Raw genomic sequence first — 26,913 nt, forward strand, 5'->3', positions numbered from 1 at the left:
TTAGGTCAAGGCCGTGAGGGCGCTGATGGCTTGATCGCGGTGCGTGCGTAGCGCGTCGGCCCAGTCGGGCAGGGGGTCGGGGACGGTGCCGCGCAACGTGGTGGGTGTGGCTGTGGCGCGGATCTGGCCGTGGCCGCTGGCGATGCGGCCGCCGAGGTGTCCGCGGGTGGTGAAGGTGTCGAGGACGGTGGCAAGGAAGCTGATCTCGTTGTCGGTGGCGTTGGTGAGCTGAATCCAGCTCTGCAGGCGTGTGCCGGCAGGCAGGGTCTCGACGTAGTAGCGGCCCAGGGGGCTGGTCTCGTCGGTGTCTTGGGTGGGAGGTTGATGTGTGTTGGGGCGGTGGTCGGCGAGGTGGGTGAACGGCTCTTCGGCGACGCTGAGCACCGCCGGTGGCGCTGGGTCGCTGTGTGGGGGCCGCGGCAGGATGTGGGCGAGTTCGGCGATCTCGGGCAGGACCTTGCCGACGGTGAGCAGCCCGGACATGATGCGCCCAGATGCGGCACCACCGAATACTGCGATGAGCGGGAGCAAGGTTTTCAGTTGGCGTTCACCTTCATCTGTCAGGGGTCGGGCCGATTTGGCGAGGCGGCCGCCGTTGGTGAGCAGGTGGGCCGCCGGGACGGGCAGGGTGCTCTCGTAGTCGAGGATCGCGGCGGTGTGTTGTTCGCCGATGCGGCGCAGGACCCCGCGGAAGCTGGACCCGGACACGATGGGGACCTCAGTCATGGTGCCGTCAGCGGAGAGGATCTTCTCGCGTCGGAACAGCGCAAAGTTGTCTGTTCCCACCGAGCTGTAGTCCTCGCGGTGAACGATGGACGACAGCGCCACGATGTCGATGTCCCAGCGGATGGTGCTCAGTGCGGTCATGGGCGGTCCGCGTTGCGTTGTTCGGCGACGGCCTCGGCGATAATCCGGACCCGCAGGATGCGGGCGGGCAGTTTGTGGCGCAGCTCGTCGATCACGGGGATCGAGGGTTGGCCGAGTAGCGTCGCCAGTTCCAGGCGGCGATCGCGTTGGCGAGGGGCGGGCGCGCCCAGTGTTCCGGAGACATCTGACCACCACCGGTCGAGGGTGTCGGCGCGGTAGGCGGCACGGCGCACACGTCCGGGCAGGGCCTCATCCCAGTAGGTCTTGCGGCGGCGGGGTTCGGCTACCCAGCTGGTGTCCCAGTCGATTCCGTAGTGCAGCAGAAGCAGCAGGCGTTCGGCAGTGTCGGCGGGTCCGGGCAACGGCGGTAGCTCGGGGGCGAGTGCTTGCCAGGTGCGAGTGGGTGTTTGGGCCTCCGGCATGGGCGTCACAGTAGCCGGTGGTCAGAGTCGCGGCGGTGAAGGCGACTGTGGTGGTGTCCTGGTCAGGACGCGCGCGGCAGCCCACAGCGGTGGGGTGCTTCGCCACGGCTGGAGCCGTTCCCATGCGGTCAAGATTTTCGTCCAGGTATCGGCTGGTTGAGACTTGAGGAGCTGGGTTGGTGGTGCTGGACGTGTCAGTTGCGGCCAGGTGGCGCCGAGGGTGCTGCGTAGCCAGCACAGCTCGGCCAATCGGGCGGCGTAGGCGTGGTCCCATCGAAGGACCAGGCCGTCGGTGGCCAGGTGCGCCCATTGCGCGGTCGGTAGCAGGTGGCGGCGTTTGGCGACGACCACGATGACGGCGTCGGTGTGGGGGAGGCCGTCGGGGGCTGTGAGCAGGCCGGCGAGGGTGTGCGGCTGTGGATGCTCATAGACGGTGCCCGGGGCAGTGGCGGTCGCGATGTGGAGGCTGTTCTGGGTGGTGGGTGGCCGGGTGTAGATCCAGGCGCAGGCGGGGCACAGCCGGCGTGTCCCGTAGGGCCAGCTGTCGAGGTCGGTGAATTTCTCACGCACGACGCGCGAGCTGGGCACTGTGGGGCACGGGTCTCCGCACCGCCCGCATGGGGCGTCCTGGGATGTCGGGATGTCGCCGGCAGGGCGGCCGGCGGCGATCCAGGCGGCCGCAGCGGGGTCGGAGAGCATCGCCGCCCCAGGGTACGGCTCCTGGCCGGGTGATCGTCGTTGTGCTGCTAGCGTGGCGGGCACTAAACGCACACTGGGATTGGGAGTGATCGTCTCCCGGCGGCCCCTGGGTGCAGCGACACGCTGGGGGCCGCCCCTCCCCGGCGACCTGCATGGTCCTCTTGCCTCGGATTTCTAGACTTGCTGTGTGAGCGTGTCATCGAGCGGGCGGTCTCCCGGTAGCCGGCCTGGCCGGCGGTGGTTCTGAGCTCGTGGGCGCCAAGACCGCTCGACCCAACCGTGAGCCGTTGGTCGTTGACATCGAAGGCGGCACCGTCTCCGAGCGCGAGATCAAGGCTGCCCGGGAAGTGGCTGCCGATGTAATGAGCGATCGCGACTTCTTGCGGCTGGCAAACCGGATTATCGACGAGGCCCGTGATGGCGACTCCTCGCAGACCCGTGCGGCGCGGGATCGTGACCGGGCGACACCGCGCGATGTCAGTTCAGTCGAATCCGATCGGCTCCGCGCGGAGCTTCCCGCCCTCGACGAGTTTCGTGAAGCCCTCAGTGGCCGGCAGCGCAAGCTGCGCTCGGTGGTGAAGAACCGGGTCCTCGATCGTGCGCCGGCCTCACAGCATCGCGCGGTCCGTACCTTGCTGAGCGAGGAAGACCCCGCGCAGTGGCGGCGCGTGAATCGGGCGCTGCATCTGGCCGCCGGTGATGTGCAGCGTCTGGATGACGCCGATCGCGTTGTGGTACAGCGTTTAGATCGGTTGGTCCAGGCCTACGAACGGGAGAATGACCGAACCCACCGCGTTTATGTGGCCGTGCAGCTTCCCGATACTCACCCTGATGTGCGACGGCTGCGTGACGTGCCGGCGAACCTGCGCCGCGGCTCAGTCGTCGACTTTGACCAGTTCACGGTGACAAGGCACAACCTGCACGAGACGCCCGGACATGACAGTGACCGACATCTGGTGTTTGAGGTCGTGACGAGCCGCGGTATGTACTTCGGTCGATCCGACAGTGTCGAGGACACCACCCACCTGCTGCCGCGGGGTATGCAATTCGAAGTGGCCTCAGTCGAGTACGCGCCCTACGAAAAGGCAGGCGAAACAGCGGGTTTCGGTGAACGAATCGTTATTCAACTGAGGGAGCGGTGATGGCCGAGCAGTGGTTGGTGCACCCCAATAGATCCGAGACCGGCCCTAACAAGGCGGGCCGCAACGGCCACTACCGGGCTGCGCGAGGCCGCGGCCGGCGGCTACCCCAGGAGAGCTGTCTGGCGCGGGTCGTTTTACCGAGCTCACTGGCTGACGTGGCCGACGAGGACGGCAGCGTCACCTTCGCCGGCGAGAGTTGGTCTTTTGTTACCGGCGCCGCCCGCAGTTTCGTGCGCCGCCACATTAACGAGGACACCTTGGCCCCGTTCGGGTTCAAACGCGGTGGTCAGTGGGTGTACTGGGATGGCACCGTGGCAGCCGAATCGCGACACGACGGGAGCGGGGCAGCCACGCTGGTGGAGAACTACCTGCGGGCATTGTTTCCCCGCGGCACCCACATCGAGCTGGCTGAGCAGTCCCCGACCGCGCCTGCGACACGTCGCGCGGCCAGCCAGGAGCGGCGTGCGTGAGCGCTGACCCGCTCGACCTGGAGCAGCTGCGGCGCATCGCGGCCCGCCGGCGCGGGCCCGGCCGGATCCCGCAGCTACTCGAACGCATCGCCGAGCACCTCGAAACCTACGACGGGTTTGTCGCCTGGAGTGGAGGCAAGGACTCCACCGTGGTGGTCGACCTGGCGCGCCGGGTCGACCCCAATGTCCCGGTCGTGTTCTACGACAGCGGTCTGCAGTTCCCCGAAACCCTCAGCTATATCGGAGATCTCGCTGACACATGGAAGCTGAACCTCCATGTGATCCCGGCCGAGCCGGATCTGTTGACCCTTCTGATCGCCGGCGGCGGGTTCGACCACCAGGCCCCAGACCGTGGGCTGGGCGGTCCGCTGGCGGAAGTGATGATCGCCCGACCTGCCGCACTCGCTCACCAACACTTCGGTCAAGGCTCGATGTGGGGTGTGCGCGCACAAGAATCGCCGGCGCGGCGCACCCTCTACAGCAGCCAGCTCGCCGCGTACACCGCATCCCGGACCGCGCGATCGCGGGAAAAGATCCGCGCCGAGCAGGGGGGTGAGGTGCGCCGAAAGGACGGAACAGTCACCCTTGGGCCGATCTGGGACTGGCAACCCAGCCACGTCTTCGAATACCTCGCCGGCCGCGGGATCGCCCCCAACCCTCTTTACAGCAAACTCTCCGCCCTCGGCGCCCCGGTAGACCGGATCCGAGTCGACTCGATCATCGACGCCTCCCAGCTGTCCAACGGCCACATCGCCTGGCTGCAAAAAGGATGGCCCGAACTGTTCGACCGGCTGGCCATGGCCCTACCGCGGCTGCGTGAATGGGTGTAGCCACGGCGCCGACGCCGACCCGCGGTCGCCGCCACCCCTGATCATCGTTTGGTGGGTGGTTCGCGGCTGCATCAGGAGCGGCAACCGGGCGCTTGTGCTGCCCTCGTCGAAGCTGATGGTGCGACTACCCCGGCGGATTGGTGGTCTGGCTTCCCGGTTGGGGCGGCGCGAACACCTCAGGATCGGTTGCCGGGTTCGGGAGCACAACCTCCCGTCCGAGAAGGGATTCCAAGTCGGCCACGCTGTTGCCACGTGACCATGTACCCGGAATCACTCCGCCCCAGCCAAGGATCAGTTCCTCGTAGTTCCCTGTGGGGAGTAGGCCCGGACTGCTGAAATCAGTTTTATTTGCGGTGTCATTGATGACTATCGTCCGAGCCGTGTCGCCGAAAACGATGTCTGCTTCGACATGCCACTCAACACTGGCGTCGGGTAGTCGCGCCTCTATGGTGAAGTTGGTGGCATCGTTCTGCGGGACGTGGAGTTGAAAGCCGTCATGAAATTGCTGGGCGGGGCCGCCAGTTCCTGTGGTGACCACCGCCTCGGCCTCTTCTGAACTTGTCAGATCGAACGTTAGTTTCGGGCCCTGCTGGGCGCCGGTGCCCATCTGGATGGGCATGCACATGAGCAGCGCCCCGTTCTCGGGATCCGCGCGTTTCGTGATCGTGGCGCGTAGCCCGACAATTGCCACGGTACTGGGTACGTTTCCACTGACGGTCACGTTGTAGCGGTTCCACGTCGGCGGTTTTCCGCCAGCCTGGGTCCCCTTCGACCAGAGCTGCGGACAGCTCTGGTCGAGCGGCGGTTCCGGACCGAGTTCTAACCGGTCTGGGTCGGTGACAACGAGGGCGAATTCATACATTCCGGGAATGTTCACAAGAGGGCTGGAGACGCGGATGTCCAGCGGATTGCTTTCCCGAATTCTTTCCTGTTCAGCAGCCTGCTCGCGTTTGTCCGTCTCGTCTTGGGCCTGGTCGGCCCGTTCCTGGCTGTAGGTGAAGCGCCATACAATAATGCCGCCGAGAACGCCGCCGACAAATGCTGTGAAAATGGGCACGAGAATCAATATGACAAGCGTAATTGTGGATTTGCGAGCCAACGCCATGATGGGGCGGAGCGTATCGATGATGTGGCGGCCGCGGGGGGTTCCGGCGTCCGCAGCGCCGCCGTACTCGGGTGTTTCTGTTACCGAATCGGCGGCAGCCGACTGTTCCCCGGACTGAATAGCGTCATTTTCGACGTGGCCCTCGTGTGGCGCGGGCTGACCGCTCGGTGCAGTTGCGTCGTCGCGCGGATCTTCCCCCATCCAAACCCCCCAGGTCCTGTGGGTGTGTCCACTGAATCACAGCGCTGCGCCGATGTCAGCAATATCGTGTATTCCCTGCTAAGGGAGGGCGTATGGGCAAAGGGGCGAGAATCCGGCGAGAGCGCGCCGCGAAGCGCGAGCGCGACGGCAGCAAGGGGAGCCCGAGCACCACGGCGGGTGGGGCAGGTCGCGCCGGCTCGATACCGCCTTGGGCGACTCCACCGGGTGGCAGCGGCGGGGGCAACGGCGACCCGATTTCGCAGCTGATGGGCGTCCTGGGCGCACAGGGCCAGCTGATGGTCGCCGGACGTGTGGGATGCACGCCGCTGAGCGTCGATGAGAGGTGCGCTGTGCTTGCCGGCGTCGGTCTCTACGACGTGCTCGAAACTGTCTCCCGTCTCCAGGGGCAGTGGGACTTGGCCTACACCACTACGCAGCGCGTTGACGTCGTTGAGCGCGACTTCCTTGCCGGCGGGGGCAGTGGCGGCGTGTGCGAGGCAGCCCTCAATCGCGCGATCATCTATAACGACCGTCTTGTCGCCCCTCGGGCGACCGCTCAGCTGCAGCGCGAGATCATTGAGTGCGCATCGCCGGATCCGGCAGCACCGCCCATTGATCGAAACAGTCTGGTGCACCTGCTGTTGTCGATTCTCTCCGAACAGGAATCTGACCCGGAGTTCGCAGGTGACGTACCCACTGACGACGAAATCGCGAGGCTACAAAGGAAATTGCCGAAAATGGGTCTCGAAGAGACCCACGAGTTCGCCCGGCCGCACATCCAAAAGGAGATTGCCTCCTCGCTATTCAACCAGCCACTCAAGTACGAAATCGCGTTGTCCAACACCTACGACTTGTGGTTCACCGAGTGGGCGCCGAGATCAAACACCAAGGGCTTGGGGGAAACCCCAGCAGAAGCCTTCAAGATCGCCACCGGTGTCGAACTGCTCGAAGTGATGCGCCTGGGCGCCCGAATCATCAAGCGTAACAGCGGTACCGCACAGGTACGGTTCACGCGCCAGGAGCTGCTCGCCGATGGTGCCGCGGCCAGCGCAATTGACCTGCTATTCGCCACCATGGCGAGGTCGTTGGAGCCGTACAGAGACGAACTGAAAGGGGATCGCAAAAGGGGTGCAATCGGCAACCAGCGCTACACGCTCACCAGATTTCCGTTCCTGGCCGTGAACGACGACACCTTCGTTCTGCTGCGCCGTCAATGGGTGATCGACCGACTGTGCGGATCGCAGCTCTACTTTGAAGCGTGGGCCAGCTTCAGCACCGCAAGCCTGAGAAATCGGTTCAAGACAGCCATTTGTGACGCGTTTGAGGTCTTCGTCGGGGGGATCTTGCACCGGATCTTCGACAAGTGTCCTCACCTGACCACGATCGTCGATGAACACGAGATGCAGGCCGCGTGGACAACGAAAGACACGCCGTCAGTATGTGACTGGATGATCTTCGGCAAAGAGCACTGCGTCGTGATCGATGCGACGAATCACGCGGTCAAAGACAAGGCGGCGCAGGGGTTGGCGACCTGGGATGAGTACAGCGATGAGATCGAGCAGATCTTCGCCGACGCGAGCGAGGGGAAGTTCGGGCAGCTGCTCTCGACCATCGACCTCGTGAGGACACATGGCGGCTGGGGCGACGAGAAGGTCGGCACGACGACGATGTACGCCCCACTCGTCGTCGTGCCTGACGCCGGCGTCGTCAACGGCCTTCTCACCCAGTTCGACATCAATGTGCGCGGCCACAAGGTCTTCAAACACCTCTCCCCGCAGGTGTACGCGCCGGGCATCGTGCCGATATCCGACCTCCAACTTCTGGAAGGGATGGCCGATGCCGGGGCGACGTGGGGCAACAATCCCAACATGATGGAGCTGATCGCGAACTGGCGCGCGAAGGCTTCGAAATACGGAATGGCATCACTGCAGCTGTACTTGCTTAGCTCGGGATTCCCGTTCTTACCCCTGAGCCACCACATCATAAAGAACAGCGCCAAAGTGATGAGTCTGCTACTCGACGCTGGCTAGACCAATGCCGGCCGATAGCTGCCGCTTGGAAATGAGGAGGAGTGAAACCGCCCTCGGATCGGTGAATGCGCAGCGACGCTGAGTCCGCGGCCGGCATGCGTGCTGCGCGGTCGCCGTGCGCGGCTCATGCGTCTCGCTCGATGAGGGCTTGCGGCCGCCGGCTCCCGGGGCCTGTGGCAGGATCCTGGCATGGGTGGGGGGACTGATCAAAACTGGAGTAGGACCGGCGTCGTTGCGACCGTCATCGCAGCTGTCGCGGCTGTGGTCGGAATCCCGGCCGCGCTGAAGGCTTGCCAAGCTCCTCCCGAGGTCAGCGGTGGCGGTTCGATGCCGAGCAGCACAGTCATGTTGACTCCGCCGCCTACCTCGATGGTATCGCGGCCGCCCGCCACCTCGGCCGATGGCAGCGTCAGCATCCCCGATACAGGTCTTCCCTCCAATCCGAGCCCCGGAAGCGGCAGCGGCGGGGATCTCCCCACCGTTGCCGCGCCGTCACCGGTCGCGCCGCCACCGGTGGCGGCGCAGCCGGCCATACTGTCGGTGAGCGTGGTTCCGCGGATAGGCAACGGAATCCTCACCAAGATCGGCCAGAACACCTATGAGTTGCCGTCGTACCCGTCCAGCATCAACCCGCCGCTAATGACCTTCGATTGGACGTCGCAAGGACCCGGCGGAAAGGTCGGCAGCGGGGACTGCACCGTGAGCGCCGAAATCGTCTCGTCGGCATCTGGGTTCCCGCAGTTTCGGCGCAGCAGCGACTGTTCGGGGAGCCCAAACAGCCGCGTGGAAATCATGGAGCCAGGCTCCTACCAGGTCACCGTCACCGTGGCCCCGCCCGACGGCGGCGCTCCGGTGTCCAACTCCGCTTCGTTCCTCATCGTGGCTCGTGGCGGCTGACCAGGGCGTTGCGCGGCCCGTTCGAAGTGACCGGTGGCGGAAGTCGAGCCAAGCTGGGGCGTCCAGCCGAGATCAGAGACGGGCAGGGGTACCCTGAAAGGAGGGGGCAGGCCCATCAGGGGCGAGGCCCAGCGCTCCATAGAGGGAGACCGGACCATGAGCGTGGGATTGGCAGATCCGTTGCTGACAGCCTTCATCGAACAAGGGGCCAATATCAGTATCGAAGTGGCACCGTACCTGTGGTCGGACCTGGTGGCGCGTCGGACTGCCCTGGGTCTGTCCGCCAACGATCTGTCAGCCTTGCTGCGGATTGAGCCGGGCAAGTACCGCTCTCGCGAGAGCGGGGCGCGCGAGGTCGGCCCGCACCTGGTCGGTGAGCTGATCAAGATGGAGGCGTTCGTTGCCTGTGAAGCTGCCACGCTGGTCGCAGCGGCCCCTGTCGCCGGCGCCGTAGTGTTGCAAGCCGCAACTGAGCACGCTGCCTTCATAGACGGTCGACCCGATGCGGTGACAACGCTTCACCGAGATCCTTACCCGCTCGTTCTTCAGCATGTCGCGGTGGGCCGGGCTGCCGGCGCTCTTAGCCGCGCCGGCCGGGACGTCGAGGTGCACCGCGGGGCGCGGCGCTTTGACCTGGCGGCTCGGCGTCTGGCAGTAGGTCTGGGCAAGAATCAAGCGTCAACCCTGTTCAGGATCGGTGAGAAGTCCTACTACAACGCCGAAAGAGGGGCCAAGCCGCCCCAGGCTGGTCTGATCGCTGAGTTGCAGGCCATCGACGACTTCATCGCCTCTACCGCCACAGAGCTGGAATGGGTCGACAGCGACTCGGTACGTGAGATCGTGATGCTCGACGATCAGGATCTGTTCGAGCGGAACTACCCGAGGGCGCGCACCCGGCGCGATGGTGTTCCGTATCCGTGTCTGGTTCACGCGGTGTGTGCGGCGCGACTGGCCGGCGAGTTGGAAGCTGCCGGGATATCGGTCAGGGTCGTCGTCGACGTGGATGAGTACCGCGGCGACGCTGACCATTCTGCCGATCACAGTTCTTAACCTGCCGATCACTCCCCACCCGGCACAGGGGTGGGGAGTGATCGGCCCCTTCAGTCGGATTCGCCGTGTCGTCGTCGTCGTGTTGTCGGTTGGCCATCGCTCGTTGCAGTGAGAGGGTGCGCGCTGCGTACCTATGAATGTCGGTGTAGCGCAGTAGGATACCCGTTGTGAAGGCACGCCGTTGGGGCGAGCCCAGAAGCCCAGGGAGGGGCGAACGCTGATGCATCTGTATGCCGGTACTGGTGATGGGCCGCTGTTCAATGCGGGCAGTGTGCCTGCGGAGTCGGTGGAGTCGTTGGCGGTGTTGATTGCGGGTCAGCCGAAGCGGTCACTGTTGGATAGTCTTGATTGTGACCCGAAGCGCGACAACGATATCCGTGCCGGATGGGCTGCGCGTGGCCTGGTGGCTTACGCGCAGCATCTCGGTGGTGCGAAGCTAAATGAGGATATCGGGGTGGCGTTGACAGACCTGCTGGGGGATTTGCGCCACCTGTGCGATGCACTCGGCGTTGACTGGGATGCGGCTGTGTCACGGTCGGAGTATGACCACTACTGCGAGGTGCGCGGCATCCTCTAGGATCGCCGCCGGAACTGCGGATTGCTGCGAAAGTGGTTGCAGCGCGGGCTGTTTATGTCGGAGATGCCAGGTAGTATGCAGGTAGTTGGGCACGCGTTGGGCTGGCCCAGGATTCCACTCGGAGGGACTCTGCTATGAGTGATCTTGACACCACTGTCACAGTGATCGATGCGGCGGCGCGGGCACATGTTCCGGTGCTGCTGTGGAGCGACCCCGGCACTGGGAAGTCCTCGGTTGTCAGAGCGTTGGCCGCTGCTGATGGCGTGCCCGTGGAGACGGTGATCGGGTCTCAGCGCGAGCCTGTCGATATCGCGGGATGGCCGGTCGTCACCGATGGTGCGGTTCAGACGTTGGCGCTGCCTGACTGGGCCAAGACTCTGGTTGACGCCAACGGCGGGTATCTGTTGCTCGATGAGATTTCCACTTGCTCTCCTTCGGTGCAGGCGGCGATGCTGACGGTGGCGTTGGAGCGTGTGGTGGGGCGCACGAAGTTGCCTGATGAGGTGCGTATTGTTGCTGCGGCCAATCCGCCGGATCGCAGTGCTGGGGGCGTCGACCTGACGCCACCGATGGCAAATCGTTTCCTGCACGTGGATTTCGCGCCGACTGCCGAGGAATGGCTAACCGGTATGCGTTCGGCGTTCTCGTCGCTGCCCGCGTCGCGTGCGGTTGCCGCTGATCCCCTGCGCAAGGCCGAGGAAGTGGGGGCGGTGTGCGCGTATATCGAGGCGCGCCCAGGGCAGCTGCACTGCTATCCCGACACCGATGAAGCTGCTGGGCGAGCGTGGCCGTCGCGGCGGTCCTGGGAGGCGATGGCGAGGGTGCTTGCGCACCTGCGCCGTGACGACCTGGCGGCGATCAGCACGGTTGCGCTCGGTTTGGTTGGTGACGGTGCGGGCAGTGAGTTCCTGGAATGGCGTGCCAGCATGGATTTGCCTGCTGTCGCGGAGGTGATCGCAGATCCCAGCATCGTTGCGTGGGGTTCGGCGCGTCCGGACCAGGTGTGGGCGGTGCTGTCCGGTGTAGTGGCCTGGGCTGCGGCCAAGGGCACCAGAGACGCATGGAACACCGCGTGGGGTCCGTTGGTCGAGGCCGCGACCCACGGTGCACCGGACGTAGCGGGGGCGGCGGCACGTGATCTGAGCGTGGCGATGCCTGCCGGTGCTCGCCCTCCGGCGTCGGCGCGGCGGTTTCGTGATGTCATGATCGCCGCTGGCTTGGATACCGGGAGCGCGGCGTGAGCGAGGTGCGGGCGCTCAGCGCCGAGGAATGGCGGCGGTTTCGGCTGGCGCGCATGGTGGCTGTCGAGGCGATGCCCTACTTCGCGCGGGCGCTGTTCGCACTCTCGCCGGTTGCTGCGCCGGGACTGAATACATTTGCGGTGGACCGACATTGGCGCGTTTACATCGATCCGGTGATGTTGGGCACCGATGAGGGATGGTCGATACCGGTCGCCGGGGCCGTGTTGCTGCATGAAATCGGGCACTTGCTGCGCGACCACAGCGACCGTGCCGAGGCAATTGATCCGCTAGTGGACCGGACCATGTGGAACTACGCGGCTGACGCTGAAATCAACGACGACCTCATCGCGGCGGGTGTGGACCTGCCCGAGGGGGCTGTCACACCGCAGGGAATCGGCTGCGAGGACGGCCACGCCGCCGAGGTGTATTACCGGCATCTGGTGCCCGAGGGGTCGCCGCCGAAGGCGATCAACACGGATGGCGGCGACGAGGAGGTTGGCGAGGGTTGCGGGTCCGGGGCCGGGGATCGTGCGGTGGCCGGGGAACTGCCCGCTGCTGCGGACCTCGGCAACGGTGCGGGATTGTCTGGCGCTGCCGCTGAGCTGGTGAAGGTGGCCGTCGCTCGGGCGGTGCTGCGCGAGTCCCAGATTGGCGGGTCAGGCCGGGGCACGATGCCAGCGGGCCTGACCCGGTGGGCCGACGCGCAGCTGGCTCCTGCGGTGGTGCCGTGGCCCAAAGTGCTGCGCGCGGCGGTGCGCCGAGCCGTCGAGGATCAGCAGGGTCAGGTACACCACTCGTGGCGTCGACCCAACCGGCGCGCACCCGGCGGTGTACTGCTGCCGACGTTGCGGGCTCCGAAGATCGCGGTTGATCTGGTGATCGACACGTCGGGGTCGATGGGGTCGGCTGACCTGGCGGCAGCGTTGTCGGAGACGCGGGCGGTGCTGCGGCGCACGACGGCCACGGTGCGGGTGCTGTGCTGTGATGCCAAGGCCACGGCGGCACGGCAGGTCCGCTCGATCAGCGAGGTCGAGTTGACCGGCGGCGGAGGGACCGATCTGCGGGTCGGGATTGATGCGGCATTGGCGGCTCGGCCAGCCGCCAACGTCATTGTGTGCATGACCGATGGCGGGACGCCCTGGCCCGCAAGGAAATTGCCGGTGCCGTTGGTCGTGGCCCTGATTGGGGCGCGCGCCAGTGACACCGCGCCCGCCTGGGCCAAAACAGTGCGGGTCGCGGCATGACTGGGCGGGGTGTGGGCGATTTCGGGCAGTGGGTCGATGCGGTGCTCGCCGGTACTGGCTGGGATCAGGGCAGCGTTCGACAGGTCACCGAGCGTGGCGGTGACGATCCGGCGACGCTGGCTCTAGCCGATGGATTCGCCGCTGCGCGGCGGGGGCGTGCAACAAGCGACTCTGGCTGTGGTGGTGCGGGGTGAGTGCGGTGTTATTCGACCTGGCGGTGCGGGTGGCTGCGCGTGATGCCGGGGTGCCGGTGCCCCGGCTGTTGCACAATCCGGCACCGATGCGGGAGACGCGGGTCGCTGTGGGCGTTCGGCGGCGCGGATCGGTGGTGCATGTGCAGGCGGTGGGGTCTGATGGGCACAGACACAGCGGCTACGGTCCCGAGGGGCTCGCTGCGGTGGCACGAGCGAGCGGATGCGCGGGCGGTGATCTGGGCGGCGGGGCGACTGCAGTGGTCGACTCTGCTGCCACGCTGCGTGTGCTGGGCGAGCTGGCGGCTCGTCACGCTGACCCAGCATTGGCCAGTGCGGAGGCGGCAGCGGGTTCGGCGCTGGCCGGGTGGTGGGCCGAACGTGCCGCCCATCCCGGCACCTCGGCAGTGACCGACGTACTGGGCGTGTCTCGGCAGCGGTTCATGCTTGGAGTGGTGCCCGGTGCTGATCATGCGGGCCGGTGGCGGGCAGCGCTGGCGGTCCCGACCGGTGTGGCTGGACTGCACGTGTGGCATCGGGCCGTGACCGGCGGAGACCTGCTCGCGGGGTTGGAACAGATCCGCGAGGACGACGACTGGCATCTGGGGAAGGTGCAGGAGACGTTGAATGCTGGGCGCAGCTGGGACCGCGTCGAGACACTGCATGTGGCGGCGGCGCGGCTGGCGAGCCGCTGCGATGCGACCGATCTGTTCGAGGCGGCGTTGTTAGGTGACCCGCTGTGGCGAGCGCGGGGCGTTCATGGCGGGTTCGTCTGTCGCGGGGAGGTCGTGGTCGGGGCGGGGCCGCAGGCGGGACGCGTCACGGTGCGCGCTGATCGGCTCGATACCCGGTTGCGCCCCGGTGCCGCTGTAATCGGTTGGCCGGGTGAGCCGATGGCGCCGACGCCCGGCGTCGGGGACCGTTTCGGAGGGGACGTGTTGGCTACGGAGGTGGTCGGCGGGGCGTTGAAAGTGACCATCGGGGGGCTACGAAAATCGGGGTATCGTCCGGTGGCCGCAGAGCGGGTGACAGTGATCCCTGCCCCGCCGTCGCCGTCGACCATCCGGTCAAGGCGTGCGGCGGTGGCACGGTTGTACCGGCGTCGGTTCTCGTGGCTGTCGCAGGGCACGACACCTACGAGCGCGCGCCGTGCGGTGCCGCTGGCCGTGATGATCGCCGCTGCCGATGATGAGGCCTTGAGAGGGGAGGGTGGCGATGCGTCGACTGCCTGAGTCGTTTGTGGGTGCGCGCGCTGGTGCGGTGCCGGCTGATTCGCGCGAACAGGCGCGCCCACCTGCTGCTGAGAAACCTGTTGTGGTGCAGCAGGAATGGCCGGGGCGTGAACTGTTGAACTCTCCGATGCTGGCGCGGGTGCTGATGGCTGCGTGGAGTGGAGAGGCAGGCATCTGCGTGCCAGCCTGCCCAGGGTCGGGTAAGAGTCGGCTGATCGCGTTGTTGGCCGGTGCGCTGGCCCATCGGGTTGGATTGCGGGTGTTGGTGGCTGCGCAGACGCGTGAGCAGGCCAGTGAGTTGGGGCGGCGGATCACGGCGGTCAGTGACCGTGCCGCACTCATCGTCAAGAGTGGTGGGCAGCGGGCGGGGCGAGCGGTTGAGGGGGTGCGCACCGTGGCTGGACACCAGGTGCGGTGGGACCGCTCGACAGGTGGGCAGATTCTGATCGGGACGACCGCCCGGTTGCTTTACGTCGATCCGGCTCTGGTCGGGGGAGACATCCTTTTGGTGGACGAAGCATGGCAGGCAACGTATTCCGATGTGGGGGCGCTGGGGGCGCTTGCGCGGCAGGTTGTGTGCGTGGGTGATCCCGGCCAGGTGGACCCGGTGGTGACTGGCTCGACGGCGCGCTGGGACGGCCAGTTGAGTGGACCGCACCAGCCTGCCCCGGCTGCGTTGTTGGCCGCCCATGGTGAGGCGATCAGTGTGCATCGGTTGACGAACTCGTGGCGGCTGGGGCCGCAGACATGCGCCCTGGTATCGGAGCACTTCTACCCGCAGATGCCCTTCACCTCACGGCGGCCAGACGAGTCGGTGGTCGCCAGTGACGGGACCGTGTTACCGGAGTTGGAGTGTCGTCGCGTCAATACCAGACATGGCCCGACTGATCCGGCGCTGCTGGCTGCACTGGTGGATCGGGTGCGGGAGTTGCTGACGTTCGACTACCGGTGCGATGGGGGGCGGGTGGCGTTGTCGGAAGGTGATATCGCCGTGGCGGTTCCCCATGTCGCGCAGGCCGGTGCGGTTCGGGCGTTGCTTTCCGATCTTCCAGAGGTGTTGGTGGGTACGGTCAATGCGTTGCAGGGCATGGAGCGGCCAGCGGTGGTGGCCCTGCATCCCATGGCGGGATATCGCAGCGCTGAGCCGTTTGCGTTGGACGCGGGCAGGATGTGTGTGACGATGACGCGCCATCGTGCGCACCTGACTTTGTGTGTGGATTCGGCTACCGAGGCTGTGCTTGCCCGCGCGGGGGATGACTCCGAGGTCGTGGCGGCGCGCGGTCTATTGACTGCGCTCTAGCCAAGTGGCTCACTTCTGGCCGAAGGCCACGGGAGGTGTCTATCCCTCCCCACCCGGCACAGGGGTGGGGAGGGATAGACGAATGCTGTTAGCGCAATGAGGGGTCGTCGTCGGTGACGAGATGCAGCGAAGATTGACAACCGGTGCGGGATTGTTTAACAACGTGGTGTTGGGAGCCGCTAGGGATCGAAACCTTAGTTTTGCGAACAGAAGTCGCCATGCAACGAAGTTTGACAACTGCGGGATACATGCCGAGAAGTTGTCAATGTAGGCCGGCGATTCTTGTCCATCTTCGCTGCATCTCGACAGTTGGGGGGTAACTGCGGCGGTCTTGTCGGTGGCTTCCGGCATACTCTTTTGTGACGGGCACGCGTGTGGGCGGGCCCGCTGATCCCACGAAGGGGAGTGTCGAATGTCTGTGGTTTCTCTGGCTAGTCCGTTGCGAGTCCGTGGCGAGGGGCCAGTAAGTCTGGCGCGACGGGTGGTTGCTGCCGCCGGTGTGGTACGCGACCTCGACGGGGGCGTTCCCGACGACCGGCAGCGAGCGGTGCTGGCTGCGTTCCCGGGGTGGGGGCCGGTGGCGAAGGTGTTCGATGCGCAGCCCGAAGGGGTGTGGGCCGAGATCGCCGACGAGCTCGACGAGATCGCCGGCGAGGCCGTGGGGGCGGCGGCCCGGGTTGTCGATACGTCTTACTTCACCCCGGCGGCGTTGGTGGCGCACATTTACGGGGTGCTGTGTGCGGCCGGGTTTGACGGGGGTTCGGTGCTCGATCTCGGGTGTGGTTCGGGGGCGTTCCTAGAGCATGCCCCGCAGGACTTGCCGATTGCCTACACCGGTGTCGAAGCCGATCCGCTGTCGGGGGCGATTGCCCGGGCACTGCATCCCGGAGCCACGATCGTCACTGGGGAGCTTCAGCGAGTGTCGCTGCCGCACCGTCGTTTTGATGCGGCGGTCGGCAATGTTCCGTTCTCATCAGCGCGGGTGCATGACGGCGCGTGTAGCTTCTACGGCCCGTTGCACGAGTACTTCATCCGCCGTGCCGTCGACGCGGTGCGGCCCGGCGGCTATGTCGTGGTGGTGACGTCGCGGCACACGCTCGATGGTGCCCGCGCGCTGTCGAGTGCGATCGGCGCACGGGCGGACCTATTGGCGGCGGTGCGGCTGCCGTCGGGCTACTTCGGGGCCGTGGGCACTGATGTGGTCGCCGACGTGTTGGTGCTGCGGGTGCGCGACGGTGACGACGAGCAGCTGGGATGGTCGGCCGGCGATGGTGCGGGCGCGGTGACTCTGGAGCAGACGGTATCCGGGCGGCTGTGCCGGGAGCGGGTCAGCGCCTTTTGGGCGGCGCACCCTGATCTGGTGGCCGGCCGGATGGCCCTGACCGGGTTCGACCGCCAGCCGTTGAGGGTGCATGCCCAGGACCCCGCGGCGGCGGTAGAGGCGGCGTTCGCGGCGGTGGCTCCCCGCCTGGTCGCCTACGGCGTCGACAGCGATGCCGTCGACGACCTCGGCGAGGTGCGGCTGACCGACGATCAGGGCCGCAAAGAGGGATCGTTTCATCTCGTCGACGCTCAGGTGGTCCAGGTTGTCGACGGAGCGCTGGAGCCGGTGAAACGGCCTACTGCTGAGCTGCGCGCGCTGATCGGCTTACGCGACGCGGCGGTGGCGCTGATCGAGGCTGAGGCGGACTGGGACACCCCTGATGACGTGCTAGAGCCGTGTCGCGCGCAGTGCGCCCTGGCCTACGCGCAGTACGTGGAGAGGTTCGGGGCGCTCAACCGTGGCGTGGCCACCACCGGCAAGCCGGATCCCGAAACAGGGATGCCGCGCCTGGGGTGGCGCGCTGCCACGCTGTCGGGATTCCGCCGGGACCCCGATGCGGCGCTGGTGTTCGCATTGGAGGTGTTCGACCAGGACAGCGGAGAGGCTGAGCCGGCGCCGATCCTGACGCGTCGGGTCAACAAACGACCGCAGCCGGTGACCAGCGCCGACACACCTGGGGAGGCGTTGTCGGTGTGCCTGGGTGAGGGACGCGGACTGGACCTTGACCGGGTGGCCGCACTACTGGGCCTCACCGACGCTGAGCGCGCGTTCGACCTGCTCGGGGATCTGGTCTACCGCGAGCCGAACACCGGTCGGCCGGTGCTCGCCCGCGACTACCTATCTGGTGACGTACGCAGCAAGTTGCGGGAGGCGCTGGCCGCCGCGGCGGCCGATAGCCGCTATGAGCGCAACGTCACCGCCCTGGAGGCGGTGCAGCCGGCATGGCTGGGCCGCGACGAGATCCGCATCGAGTTGGGATCGCCATGGGTGGGTGCCGGCGACGTCGCGGACTTCTGCCGTGAGGTGTTCGGTGCTCGCGCTCGGGTCGAACACATAGCTCCGCTGGCGGCTTGGGACGTGGAGGGCAGCCGGCGGTCAATGGCGGCGCAGGCCCAGATCGACTACTGCACCGAGAGGATGGACGGCTTCGAGCTGCTGCAGATCGGTCTCAACGGCGCCGCTCCGGTGGTGTGGGATGAGGTGTATGACTCAGAGTCGCGGACGCGGCGACGGGTGCGCAACGCCGATCAGACCGAAGCGGCCGAGCAGAAGCTCGCAGCGATCCAGGAACGATTCTCGGTGTGGGTCTGGGAGAGCGCCGAGCGTGAGCGTCGAATCGTCGAGACCTACAACGACACAATGAACGCACGAGTGCTGCGTCACCACGACGGCTCGCATCTGACGTTCCAGAGCTTGGCGCACGGCATCGAACTATGGCCGTGGCAGCGCGATTTCGTGGACCGGGCCGTCTCAACACCGGCAGCGTTCTGTGCCCATGAGGTCGGTCTAGGTAAGACGCTGACCGCGGTAGCAACAGCAATGACATTGCGGCAGTTCGGAATAGTAAACCGCGTGGGGCTGATCGTCCCAAATCATCTGATAGAACAGGCAACTCGGCAGGCATACCAGGCGTGGCCGGCGGGACGGTTCCTGATCGTGACCCGCAACGATCTCCACGGTGACGCGCGGCGGCGGTTCGCGGCCCGATGTGCGACCGGGGACTGGGATCTGGTCATCATGACCCACGAGACATTCTCCTCGATCCCGGTCCCGGCCCGTGTGGAACGGCAGTGGCTTGAAGATCAGCTCGGCGAGCTGGAGAACTACGGGCGCACCGTGGGGCACGCCGGCAAACGAATCGCGGCCGCGGTGCGGGCTCTGCAGGGCAAGATTGAGCGGCTGCGGTCGGCCTACAACGACCCGCAGGCGGTCATGTTTTCGCATCTGGGTCTGGACTATCTCATCGTCGATGAGGCCGACAAGTTCCGGCGCCTGCCGGTAACGACACGCGCAGAGGGGTTTTCACTGGGGTCCTCGAAACGCGCACTCGACCTGTTTTTGAAGATCGCCATGCTCCGGCGAGCCCATCCCGACCGGCCACACGCGTGTTTGATGACGGGCACACCGTTTACCAACACGTTGGCCGAGGGTTTCGTGTGGCAGCAGATGTTGGCGCCTGACCAGCTCGACCGCACCGGCCTGGGCCACTTCGACGCCTGGGCGGCGCAGTTCGTGCGCTACGAGGTGCTGATCGAAACCAGCCCCGATGGGGCGGGATTCCGGTCACGGCGCCGGCCCTCGGTGATCCAGAACGTGCCCGAGCTGCGGGTGATGCTCGCGGAGTTCATGTCGATGGTCCGCGCTGACAGCGTAGGGCTTGCACGGCCGGAGGTGCGCCGCCACACCGAGGTCACCACACCCACACCACGGCAGCAGGCATTCATGGACACGCTGGTGACCCGTGCTGATGCGCTGCGCAAACGAGTTGTGAGCGCGGATGCCGACAACATGCTGCTGATCTGTGGTGATGGACGCAAGGTCGCCCTGGACCCGCACCTGGTGGGCATCGACAGCGCCGCCGACAGGGGTGGGGACCTGTCCGAAAAGCACCGGAACGACACCGCCCCGAAGCTGAGCGCTGTCGCTGATCGAGTCGCCGAGATCCACCACGCCACCCGAGACCTGGTGTACCGGGGATCGGCGACGCCGGGGGCATTCCAGCTGGTGCTCTGCGATCTGGGGACCCCACGCCCGGGTGATACCCAGAGCTACGGGCGGCTACGCGAAGCCCTGATCGCACGCGGGGTGTCTGCCGCCATGATCAGGTTCGCTCACGAAGCCACGACCCCCAAGGCACGCGAGGCGTTGTTCGCCGGATGCCGAGACGGCAGGGTGGCGGTCCTGATCGGGTCGACGCCGAAGGTCGGTATCGGGACCAACATCCAGAACCGGCTGCACTCGCTGCACCACGTCGACCCCACCTGGACCGCGGCGGCGTGGGAGCAGCGCAACGGCCGCGCGGTGCGCAACGGTAATCAGCACGACGTGGTCGACATCTACTCCTACGTCACCGAAGGCACCTTCGACGCCTACATGTTTGGCATCGTCGAGCGCAAGGCCCGCGGATTCGAGCAGCTTTACCGCGTCGACGGTCAGGCTCGCGAGATCGAGGATCTGTCCGGTGACGGCACGTTGAGCTTCGGGGAGCTCAAAGCCGCCGCGGCGGGCAATGATCTGCTGCTGCGTCAGCACGAACTGGCCACCAAGGTCCGCAAGTTGCGGCTGGCACACGTCACCGTCCAGCAGAACGTGAAAACCCTGCTGAGCCAGGCAGCCCGCGCAGAAGCCGGCCAGCAGGCCGCCGACGAGCGGATCGACAGGCTCGGGCAGTTCGCCGCCCACAGCTCGGGTATGGCCGCGATCGATCTGTCGGTGGTTGCCGAACGGGCATGCACTCAGAGTGAGCCGGGCCGGGTCTTCTCGGGATATGGGCGCGATTGGAGCGATGGCCGGGTACGGATACGCATCGAGGACAGCGACCCGGGTCGGCGGCTGGTGCTGTCGTTCGAGTATCGCACTCTGTGGGCCGAGGCGGTACCGGGCCGGGTTTGGCGCCGTGGAGCCGGCGCGGTCAAAGCCTGGTCGGAGGCCATGGTCGCTGCGTGGATCGGCGGCATTGACGACGAGCTCGGCGAGACCCGCGCCCGCAGAGGTGAGTATGCCGAGCAGGCGGCCACTGCCCGCACTGTGATCGCGGGAACCGATCTGGCCGAGCCGGCCGATCTGGCCGCCGCCCGGTCAGAACTGGCTGAGGTCAATGCGGCCATCGCAGCGGAACTGTCCGACACCGAGGGCCAGCACACCGCAGCGTGAGCGAGCCGCGGCACCGTCCTGACGTCGAGGGGTGATGCAGGACGGTGCCGCCGGTGGCGAGGCTACCACCGACCGGGCCGCCCCGCCTCGCTCCCTCCCCACCCGGCACGGGGTGGGGAGGGAGCGACTTGGAGACCGCCAATGGGGGGCGGCGGCGGCAGGCGGTGGTGGGGGGACGGTTCTGTCGGTGGGCGACAGTAGAATTGGACGTATCGGGCACGCGTTCGGGCTGGCCCGTCAATCCCATGGAGAGGGGAACTGTCATGCGTGCTATCAGCGAACCGGGCAAGCTCATCGAGGCCATCGCTCCTGTTCTTGGATTCCCGCCGCGTGAATCGTTGGTGCTGGTGACTGTTGTCGAGGGGTCGCTGGGTTGTGTGTTGCGCGCCGATCTGGCCGATGTGAGAGCGGACGGGGTGACGATGATGGTGGGAGCCCAGCCGGTGTGGGCTGCCGATGGCGTCGTGGCGGTGGTGGTGTCCGAGGATCAGGCGCACTGCGCGATGTGCGGGGAGGAGATCAAGGCGTGGATGCGCGAGCTCGATGCGGCGTTGCAGAAGTGTGGGACTGAGCTGCTATCGGTGTTGGCCATCGACCGGATTGAGGCCGGCGGGCAGTGGCACTGTGCTGACGGGTGCGGGGTTTCCGGAACTCTCGGGGACCCGATGGCGTCGGAGATCGCGGCGATCAGGGTTGCCAGCGGGCAGCGCCTTTATCGCAGCCGTTCGGAGGTCAAGGCGTTGATCGCGTTGGACCCCGTGCGGGTGAGGGCGGTCGCGTCGATCCTGGAGTCCGTCGAGTCCGTCGAGTCCGTCGAGTCCGTCGAGTCAGCGGTCGCGGGACAGGTCGACGTGGCTGAAGCAGTGCGGGCGGCGACGTCGGTGGCGAGTCGGCTGGCAGCGGGTGCGGCCATTGCGGATGCCGAGCTGGCCGCCGTCGGCGCCACCTTGACCGACATCGCGGTCCGAGATCAGCTGTTCGCCTTGGCCGACACCGCGACCGCGGCAGCTGCGGAAGATCTGTGGACGGTGCTGGCGCGAGTGCTGCCCGGTGCGTGGCGTGCGGAGGCGCTGGCCCTGCTGGCGGTATCGGCCTACGTGCGCGGTGACGGTGTACTGGCCGGTGTAGCCGTGGATGCGGCACTATCCGAGGCTCCCACGCACCGGATGGCGGCCATGCTTCGGATGTCGCTGGAGGCCGGCCTAGAGCCGGACAAGATCCGCCAGGTGGTCGCACAGGTACGTCCGGCGCCGATGGGCTGAACCGCGCAGGGAGGTGACGAGCGCCTCGGTGCCGATGGCGCCGGCAGTGAGTGGTATTTCGTCACCTCCCTGCGGGGGCATCGGTGCGCCGCGCATACGCCTTGGTGCATGTTCTGTCACCGACACCTCCCCACCCGTCACAGGGATGGGGAGGTGTCGGTGAATCTCAGAGACAGACGTTGTATCGCAACGCGATTCAGTGTGAAACGGTCGGACGTGGCAGGTAGAATCGCTGGTGACGGGCACGCGACCGGCTGGCCCGCAGAGTTCCCACGGAAGGGGAATCGAAGTGACTGCTGTGATGGAACCGGAGACGGAGATTGCCGAGAGGCCGGTGGTCGAACTGCTGGGCAACGGTGTCGAGTCGGGCTCGGTGGTGGAGGTACCAGGTGACGCCGGGCCGACACAGGGGTGGCTGGTCGTAGAGGACGGTTCACCGACCGGTGAGCGGCGGTGCGCTGTGGTGCCGCTCGACGGCGCGGGATCAGTGTTGTCGGGGTCCATGTGGGAGGTGAAGGTGAAGCCGAGCGCGGCGGCGGGGGTGATGCCCCAGTGGGTTTCGGCAGTGGCCGCCGGGTGGTGGGCATGCCGTGTCGCGATTAAGGAGCGCGACACGGCGCAGCGCGAGTTGCGCATTCATGGAGAGCGACTGGAGCGCATCGTCGATGCCGCACATGAATACGCTGATGACAACGACTTGTGTAGCCGGTTTGATGAGTTCATGCGTGAGCAGGGCCTGCGAGCGCGTGTGCGGGAGTATCGCGTCGAAGTGGAGGCGCGCGTGCGGGTCACGGTGCGCGTGAGCGCCAGCAGCGCGGACGCTGCGAGTGACGACGTCGACGACGCGCTGATTGCGGACGCACTGAGTGAACTCAGCAGTCGGGAACTGTACGGGGCGATCAATCGCCACGAGGTTATGGGAGTCGACGACGACTGAGCAGTGAGCAGTGGTGGGCGCTGCGCCAACAGCGTCCACCACTGCTGCACCACCCCTCCCCACCCGGCACAGGGGTGGGGAGGGGTCGTGACCTTGCTGGGTATGTCGGAGGGCGTCGCTAGTGTCGACAGTGTTGACGGGCAAGCAGGTTGGGCGGGCCCATGGTTTCCGAAGGTTTGACAAGAGGGAGAGATTCGATGACTTTCACCGAAGAGCGCGCGGGACACGGCGGGCTGGTGGCGATGGCGGTGCAGCTGGAACGCCGCTGCGTCGGTGACGACAGTCGCGCTGCATGGCAGCTGGCTCAGCGCGTGCGTGAGGGAGCTGCTGCGCTGCTTCCGGCGTTGACGACATTGCAGGCCGACTTCGACCGGCTTAGCGTGCTGGACTCGGATTCGGTGTCTGCAGGAGACTACCGGGAACACGACGAGCACAATGCTGATGTTCGTGAGGATATCGCCGATAGTGCAGCGGCACTTGCTGAGCAGATCGAACGGTTGCTGTGGGCGGCACCTGCCGAGGAGGTGTCTATCCCCGGACGCGCCTGGACGGAGTTTCTCGGGAGGGAGTACGAGCTGGACTTGGAGCATCCCGGAGACGTGACACTCGCAGCGGTGCTCGGCGAGTTGGCCCTATTGATAAACCGTCGCGCCAGCGCCGAGGATGAGCAGTAGGAGTGGCAGGCCGATCCCATTCGCCTTGTGGCGTTGCGGATTGCCTACCGCGAGAGCGCTTAGGGCGGTAGGGTTTGACTTGTCACGAGGGGCAAGCACTAAGGCGGGCCCTGGACTCCCAGTAGAAGGGGAAATGATTGTGATTGACGAGAATTCACCCGTGATGGTTCGGGTGGGTACCGACGGAGCGATGTCGGTGGTGCCGCTAGTGCTCGACGAGCACGACAGCGCCGCCTCGGCGCTGTGCTACCAGATCGGTTGCCGGATCTTCGCCTTGGCGGAGCTGTCCGAGTCGATCGATGTGTGGACTGATGAGGAGATCCTGGTCTACATCGACCGGCACGACCCTGCCGCACTGACCGGGGTCATCAACACGACCGCGACCAGGATCGCGGCCCAGCTCGGACAGGCTCTCCCCGTCCTCGGTACCGCGGTGTTCACCAGCCGCGAGGCTGGTAGGACGATCGGGCTGTCAGGCGAACAGATCGCCACTCTTGAACGCCTTGCATTGGCCTCACCGGTCCGTGAAGTCCTCACCAGTGAGGAGGTCGCCTGATGGGCGCCGCAGCACCGGCGTGCAACGCAGTGACCCCGCTGGTTGAACTGGTCAGCCTCGCAGCGCGCGAGGGCTGGAGCATCGCCGAACCCGAGAGCGACGGCACCTTGGAATGGACTCGCGGAGCCAACCGCGTGGTCGCCAAGTTCACTGTCTCGACGCAGCGGCCCCGCTACTGCGCCCTTGTCAACTACACCGACTACGACGGCACAGGAGAAGCCCAGCTCGGCACGGTCGTGTGGCGCGGCATAGGTAACGGAGGCGACAGCGACGAAGCCGCAGCAAGCATGCGCCAGTGGTTCGCCCAGCCGGTCCGCGCGCTCGATGCGCCGACGCAGTGGTGACGATCATGCGAACAGACAGCACCCGCGGAACAGATGGCCAGTGCGCCGCCGGGGCGGCGGAGCCTGACGAGCAGACACAGACGTGGGAGATCCCGGCCCACAACCTAGAAGCGTTCAAGGCCAAGATCGCGAAAGCCAACAAACGGTTGGCCCACGCGGGCCTGGATGCGCGATTCGAGATCGAATACGAAGAGTTCGAGGTCAAGAAGGCCGTTCGCGTCGACCGCGCCGTGATGAGCCAGCATGAACCGGCCTACATCGTCGAGCCCTGGGTCCGGGCGACTCTCGTCGGGCCGCTCACCCTGCGGCACGGCCACTTCACGTTCGTGGCCGTCCTGGTCCCCGAGCAGGTGGGAATCACCGTGCACTCGGCCCCCGGGCAGGAACTCAACGGATACAGCCCGCGTGGCGACAACACCTGCGATCACTGCCAGGTCGAGCGCAGCCGGTCCCGGCTCTACCTCGTGCGCGATGAGCGTGACGCAACCATCTTGCAGCTCGGGCACTCCTGCATCGAGCTCTACACCGGCGTCCGGCCGAAAGGCTTGTGGTCTCTGACGTTCGACGAGGAACTGGAAGACCTCACCCACAACGACATCGACGGTGGGGTCGGTCCACGACACTACGGTGCCTCGATCGACGCAGTGCTGGCATTCGCGTTCGCTCACTCTGACCGTGGCCGCTCCTACGTGCCGTCAGGAATGTACTCGGAGATTTCCACCGTCAGCAGAGTCCGCACCAGCCTGTTCGCGAACATCGAAGGCCTGCGTGATGCCGACCGTCGCTACTACCGAGCCAAGGCCGCCGAGGCCAGCCAGTATCTGGCCGACATCGACCTGATCGCCGCCATCAAGGCGGCCGTGACCGAGACCGCCGCTGACAGCGACTACGGCCGCAACCTGCGCGTGCTCCTGGGCGGGGAAACGGTTTCTGGGCGCAACGTCGGAATCCTGGGCTCGCTAGTGAAGGTGTACGCCCGCCAGCAGCAGATAGAGGCCGAACGCAAAGCCCACCCCGTCGTCGCCGGATACCTTGGAGAGATCGGTGAACGCGTCAAGGGCATTACCGCCACTGCCAAGACCGTGATCTACCGAGAGGGCGATTGGGGCCACACGACGTTCCTGGTAGCCATCACCGAGGACGGGCACACCATAGTGTGGAACGCCAGCCGCGCCCTGGGCATCGAGTCCGGTCAGCGCTTCACCATCGCCGCGGCCACCGTTAAAGCCCACGAGGTCTACAACGGTGTCGACCAGACCGTCCTGTCCCGACCAGCAAAATTCGAGATCTGTGCAACGGAGGACAACCCGTGAGCCTCGCCGACAGCAGCGCTGCGCACTGTCACGACGACGGTTGCTACACGATCACCCAGACCACCACCACAGTGCGTCACATCACCTACACAGCCGCTGAGGTGAAGTCCATGCTGCGAGCCCACCAAAGTGCCGGCTGTTATCTGAATGAGGATCTGGGCGAGTCGCTACGTGCGGCGGTGCTGGACGCCACCGCGGTCGCAGATCAAGTCGCCGCCGATGCTGAAGAGATTGCCTCAACGTCGGAGTACGACGTCATACGCGTCGGCGCACTGATGCCGCAGGTTGGCACCACCACGCGATAGACCGCGGCCTCACGCTCGATCACTATTCACCGCGAATCAACCAGTCGCCCATGGCATCGACGGACCGCATGGACTCGCCGTACACGGCAACGTGCCCCACCGTTGTCTGAGCGGCGTTCGCGATCGCCTCGATCTGGGCCGCAAGGTCCCGAAGGAAGTCCGCGGCCGCGGCGCCGTCGCCGACCACGGTCTCGGTGCACTCCAGTACGCGGTGTCCAATGGCGCGCACCCCGGCGGACTCGATTCGAAGGTCGGCAATGAGGCGATCGTCGTCATACGCCCAGGCGTTGATGTCGCTCATGTGGCTGACGTTACATGCGAGAGTGTCGCTGTTCGGGCGACTTTCTCGCTGGGCGGGCTGGCGGAGCCAGCGTGGGGGGTGCTGGCGGATGGGGGTGCAGACGTCGAGACCAGCGATAAGCGTTATTGGCATGAGGGAAGTAGCGCTAGGGTGTAGCGACGGTGGTCGAAGAGTGGAACGTAATTGATTGGACGGCAATGGAGATAGCCGGATAAGGCTGTACTGAGAAGGTGGCGGAAACCCGAAAACTGTTGCTACACTGTAGATATGACAAAGGAATGCGGAGCATTCCGAAAGTGACTGCAAGACAATGGAAACGAGGAAGCATGCAGGTGTTGAGCGCGAAGCGCGAAACAATCTGCAAGACAGTGACATTCAAAGTCACGCGGAGCGTGACGGCGGATAACCCGATGCTCGAAAACGATTGCAGCACAGTATAACTCAGCAATCTACGGTATAGCCGGCGAAGCCGGCGGATGCTTCACCCCGGCGTCAGCCGGGGGTCTCCCCACCGCGAAGCGGGGGG

At 65.9% G+C, this 26,913-nt stretch carries 24 protein-coding genes; 19 read left to right on the plus strand and 5 right to left on the minus strand.

What is annotated here, in order from left to right; all coding sequences use genetic code 11:
* From ACWDUN_RS23075 to ACWDUN_RS23085, 3 genes are read right to left on the minus strand one after another with little or no spacing between them, the layout of a single operon-like run.
* On the minus strand, nucleotides 1-867 hold the full coding sequence (locus ACWDUN_RS23075; RefSeq protein ID WP_449932332.1) for an RAMP superfamily CRISPR-associated protein: 867 nt from the start codon (nucleotides 865-867) through the stop codon (nucleotides 1-3).
* Complete coding sequence (locus tag ACWDUN_RS23080) at nucleotides 864-1,289, minus strand: hypothetical protein (RefSeq protein WP_449932333.1); 426 nt, start codon at nucleotides 1,287-1,289, stop codon at nucleotides 864-866. Before ACWDUN_RS23080 ends, ACWDUN_RS23075 begins: the two co-directional genes overlap by 4 nt.
* Nucleotides 1,290-1,310: 21 nt before the next feature.
* Complete coding sequence (locus ACWDUN_RS23085) at nucleotides 1,311-1,988, minus strand: hypothetical protein (RefSeq protein WP_449932334.1); 678 nt, start codon at nucleotides 1,986-1,988, stop codon at nucleotides 1,311-1,313.
* A 251-nt stretch (nucleotides 1,989-2,239) separates the two neighbouring features.
* Between ACWDUN_RS23085 and ACWDUN_RS23090 the strand changes: the two genes are divergently transcribed.
* Genes ACWDUN_RS23090 through ACWDUN_RS23100 form a run of 3 tightly spaced genes read left to right on the plus strand, consistent with a single transcriptional unit; the run spans nucleotide 2,240 to nucleotide 4,430 of the window.
* Nucleotides 2,240-3,130: a hypothetical protein gene (locus ACWDUN_RS23090; protein WP_449932335.1), complete on the plus strand. Its 891-nt coding sequence runs from the start codon at nucleotides 2,240-2,242 to the stop codon at nucleotides 3,128-3,130.
* Nucleotides 3,130-3,600, plus strand: coding sequence for a hypothetical protein (locus ACWDUN_RS23095; RefSeq protein ID WP_449932336.1), 471 nt, complete (start codon nucleotides 3,130-3,132; stop codon nucleotides 3,598-3,600). Before ACWDUN_RS23090 ends, ACWDUN_RS23095 begins: the two co-directional genes overlap by 1 nt.
* Nucleotides 3,597-4,430 (plus strand): phosphoadenosine phosphosulfate reductase domain-containing protein, encoded by an 834-nt coding sequence (locus ACWDUN_RS23100; RefSeq protein ID WP_449932337.1) that lies wholly within the window; start codon nucleotides 3,597-3,599, stop codon nucleotides 4,428-4,430. The genes ACWDUN_RS23095 and ACWDUN_RS23100 overlap by 4 nt, the downstream gene beginning before the upstream one ends.
* Before the next feature lie 124 nt (nucleotides 4,431-4,554).
* Here the strand turns inward: ACWDUN_RS23100 and ACWDUN_RS23105 are convergent, their stop codons facing one another.
* Complete coding sequence (locus tag ACWDUN_RS23105) at nucleotides 4,555-5,736, minus strand: hypothetical protein (RefSeq protein WP_449932338.1); 1,182 nt, start codon at nucleotides 5,734-5,736, stop codon at nucleotides 4,555-4,557.
* Nucleotides 5,737-5,828: 92 nt separating this feature from the next.
* Between ACWDUN_RS23105 and ACWDUN_RS23110 the strand changes: the two genes are divergently transcribed.
* From ACWDUN_RS23110 to ACWDUN_RS23185, 16 genes are all read left to right on the plus strand, one after another.
* Nucleotides 5,829-7,766, plus strand: a complete 1,938-nt coding sequence (locus ACWDUN_RS23110) for a hypothetical protein (RefSeq protein ID WP_449932339.1) — start codon at nucleotides 5,829-5,831, stop codon at nucleotides 7,764-7,766.
* 345 nt (nucleotides 7,767-8,111) lie between these two features.
* Nucleotides 8,112-8,663 carry a hypothetical protein gene (locus ACWDUN_RS23115; protein ID WP_449932340.1) on the plus strand — a complete coding sequence of 184 codons (552 nt, stop codon included), beginning with the start codon at nucleotides 8,112-8,114 and terminating at the stop codon, nucleotides 8,661-8,663.
* 156 nt (nucleotides 8,664-8,819) lie between these two features.
* Nucleotides 8,820-9,713 (plus strand): hypothetical protein, encoded by an 894-nt coding sequence (locus ACWDUN_RS23120; RefSeq protein ID WP_449932341.1) that lies wholly within the window; start codon nucleotides 8,820-8,822, stop codon nucleotides 9,711-9,713.
* A gap of 220 nt (nucleotides 9,714-9,933) precedes the next feature.
* A complete protein-coding gene (locus tag ACWDUN_RS23125; protein WP_011896157.1) occupies nucleotides 9,934-10,290 on the plus strand; it encodes a hypothetical protein in 357 nt (118 codons plus the stop codon).
* Nucleotides 10,291-10,424: 134 nt separating this feature from the next.
* Nucleotides 10,425-11,531, plus strand: coding sequence for an AAA family ATPase (locus ACWDUN_RS23130; protein ID WP_449932342.1), 1,107 nt, complete (start codon nucleotides 10,425-10,427; stop codon nucleotides 11,529-11,531).
* Nucleotides 11,528-12,775, plus strand: a complete 1,248-nt coding sequence (locus tag ACWDUN_RS23135; protein WP_449932343.1) for a vWA domain-containing protein — start codon at nucleotides 11,528-11,530, stop codon at nucleotides 12,773-12,775. Before ACWDUN_RS23130 ends, ACWDUN_RS23135 begins: the two co-directional genes overlap by 4 nt.
* 190 nt (nucleotides 12,776-12,965) lie before the next feature.
* Entirely contained in the window at nucleotides 12,966-14,198 is a 1,233-nt protein-coding gene (locus ACWDUN_RS23140; RefSeq protein WP_449932344.1) for a hypothetical protein, read from the plus strand.
* Nucleotides 14,182-15,498 (plus strand): AAA family ATPase, encoded by a 1,317-nt coding sequence (locus ACWDUN_RS23145; RefSeq protein WP_449932345.1) that lies wholly within the window; start codon nucleotides 14,182-14,184, stop codon nucleotides 15,496-15,498. The genes ACWDUN_RS23140 and ACWDUN_RS23145 overlap by 17 nt, the downstream gene beginning before the upstream one ends.
* Nucleotides 15,499-15,979: 481 nt before the next feature.
* A complete protein-coding gene (locus tag ACWDUN_RS23150; protein ID WP_449932346.1) occupies nucleotides 15,980-20,695 on the plus strand; it encodes a methyltransferase domain-containing protein in 4,716 nt (1,571 codons plus the stop codon).
* Nucleotides 20,696-20,958: 263 nt separating this feature from the next.
* The gene (locus ACWDUN_RS23155) at nucleotides 20,959-21,957 is read left to right on the plus strand and encodes a DUF4192 domain-containing protein (protein WP_449932347.1); all 999 of its coding nucleotides are present in this window, start codon (nucleotides 20,959-20,961) and stop codon (nucleotides 21,955-21,957) included.
* A gap of 289 nt (nucleotides 21,958-22,246) precedes the next feature.
* Nucleotides 22,247-22,894, plus strand: coding sequence for a hypothetical protein (locus ACWDUN_RS23160; protein ID WP_449932348.1), 648 nt, complete (start codon nucleotides 22,247-22,249; stop codon nucleotides 22,892-22,894).
* 197 nt (nucleotides 22,895-23,091) lie between these two features.
* Nucleotides 23,092-23,568: a hypothetical protein gene (locus tag ACWDUN_RS23165; protein ID WP_449932349.1), complete on the plus strand. Its 477-nt coding sequence runs from the start codon at nucleotides 23,092-23,094 to the stop codon at nucleotides 23,566-23,568.
* Nucleotides 23,569-23,731: 163 nt separating this feature from the next.
* Nucleotides 23,732-24,124, plus strand: coding sequence for a hypothetical protein (locus tag ACWDUN_RS23170; RefSeq protein WP_449932357.1), 393 nt, complete (start codon nucleotides 23,732-23,734; stop codon nucleotides 24,122-24,124).
* Nucleotides 24,124-24,468, plus strand: a complete 345-nt coding sequence (locus ACWDUN_RS23175; RefSeq protein WP_449932350.1) for a hypothetical protein — start codon at nucleotides 24,124-24,126, stop codon at nucleotides 24,466-24,468. Before ACWDUN_RS23170 ends, ACWDUN_RS23175 begins: the two co-directional genes overlap by 1 nt.
* Nucleotides 24,469-24,473: 5 nt before the next feature.
* Nucleotides 24,474-25,781 (plus strand): hypothetical protein, encoded by a 1,308-nt coding sequence (locus ACWDUN_RS23180; RefSeq protein ID WP_449932351.1) that lies wholly within the window; start codon nucleotides 24,474-24,476, stop codon nucleotides 25,779-25,781.
* On the plus strand, nucleotides 25,778-26,086 hold the full coding sequence (locus ACWDUN_RS23185) for a hypothetical protein (RefSeq protein WP_449932352.1): 309 nt from the start codon (nucleotides 25,778-25,780) through the stop codon (nucleotides 26,084-26,086). Before ACWDUN_RS23180 ends, ACWDUN_RS23185 begins: the two co-directional genes overlap by 4 nt.
* A gap of 22 nt (nucleotides 26,087-26,108) precedes the next feature.
* Here ACWDUN_RS23185 and ACWDUN_RS23190 read toward each other — a convergent pair whose 3' ends face one another.
* Nucleotides 26,109-26,387: a hypothetical protein gene (locus ACWDUN_RS23190; protein WP_449932353.1), complete on the minus strand. Its 279-nt coding sequence runs from the start codon at nucleotides 26,385-26,387 to the stop codon at nucleotides 26,109-26,111.
* Nucleotides 26,388-26,913 lie beyond the last annotated feature (526 nt).

This window comes from Mycobacterium sp. NPDC003323 (assembly GCF_053589535.1).

Coding starts and splice junctions, on each gene's coding strand:
- ACWDUN_RS23075 (WP_449932332.1), bottom strand. CDS start 867: ATGACCGCACTGAGCACCATCCGCTGGGACATCGACATCGTGGCGCTG.
- ACWDUN_RS23080 (WP_449932333.1), bottom strand. CDS start 1,289: ATGCCGGAGGCCCAAACACCCACTCGCACCTGGCAAGCACTCGCCCCC.
- ACWDUN_RS23085 (WP_449932334.1), bottom strand. CDS start 1,988: ATGCTCTCCGACCCCGCTGCGGCCGCCTGGATCGCCGCCGGCCGCCCT.
- ACWDUN_RS23095 (WP_449932336.1), top strand. CDS start 3,130: ATGGCCGAGCAGTGGTTGGTGCACCCCAATAGATCCGAGACCGGCCCT.
- ACWDUN_RS23105 (WP_449932338.1), bottom strand. CDS start 5,736: ATGGGGGAAGATCCGCGCGACGACGCAACTGCACCGAGCGGTCAGCCC.
- ACWDUN_RS23110 (WP_449932339.1), top strand. CDS start 5,829: ATGGGCAAAGGGGCGAGAATCCGGCGAGAGCGCGCCGCGAAGCGCGAG.
- ACWDUN_RS23115 (WP_449932340.1), top strand. CDS start 8,112: ATGTTGACTCCGCCGCCTACCTCGATGGTATCGCGGCCGCCCGCCACC.
- ACWDUN_RS23120 (WP_449932341.1), top strand. CDS start 8,820: ATGAGCGTGGGATTGGCAGATCCGTTGCTGACAGCCTTCATCGAACAA.
- ACWDUN_RS23125 (WP_011896157.1), top strand. CDS start 9,934: ATGCATCTGTATGCCGGTACTGGTGATGGGCCGCTGTTCAATGCGGGC.
- ACWDUN_RS23130 (WP_449932342.1), top strand. CDS start 10,425: ATGAGTGATCTTGACACCACTGTCACAGTGATCGATGCGGCGGCGCGG.
- ACWDUN_RS23145 (WP_449932345.1), top strand. CDS start 14,182: ATGCGTCGACTGCCTGAGTCGTTTGTGGGTGCGCGCGCTGGTGCGGTG.
- ACWDUN_RS23155 (WP_449932347.1), top strand. CDS start 20,959: ATGCGTGCTATCAGCGAACCGGGCAAGCTCATCGAGGCCATCGCTCCT.
- ACWDUN_RS23165 (WP_449932349.1), top strand. CDS start 23,092: ATGACTTTCACCGAAGAGCGCGCGGGACACGGCGGGCTGGTGGCGATG.
- ACWDUN_RS23170 (WP_449932357.1), top strand. CDS start 23,732: ATGGTTCGGGTGGGTACCGACGGAGCGATGTCGGTGGTGCCGCTAGTG.
- ACWDUN_RS23175 (WP_449932350.1), top strand. CDS start 24,124: ATGGGCGCCGCAGCACCGGCGTGCAACGCAGTGACCCCGCTGGTTGAA.
- ACWDUN_RS23180 (WP_449932351.1), top strand. CDS start 24,474: ATGCGAACAGACAGCACCCGCGGAACAGATGGCCAGTGCGCCGCCGGG.
- ACWDUN_RS23190 (WP_449932353.1), bottom strand. CDS start 26,387: ATGAGCGACATCAACGCCTGGGCGTATGACGACGATCGCCTCATTGCC.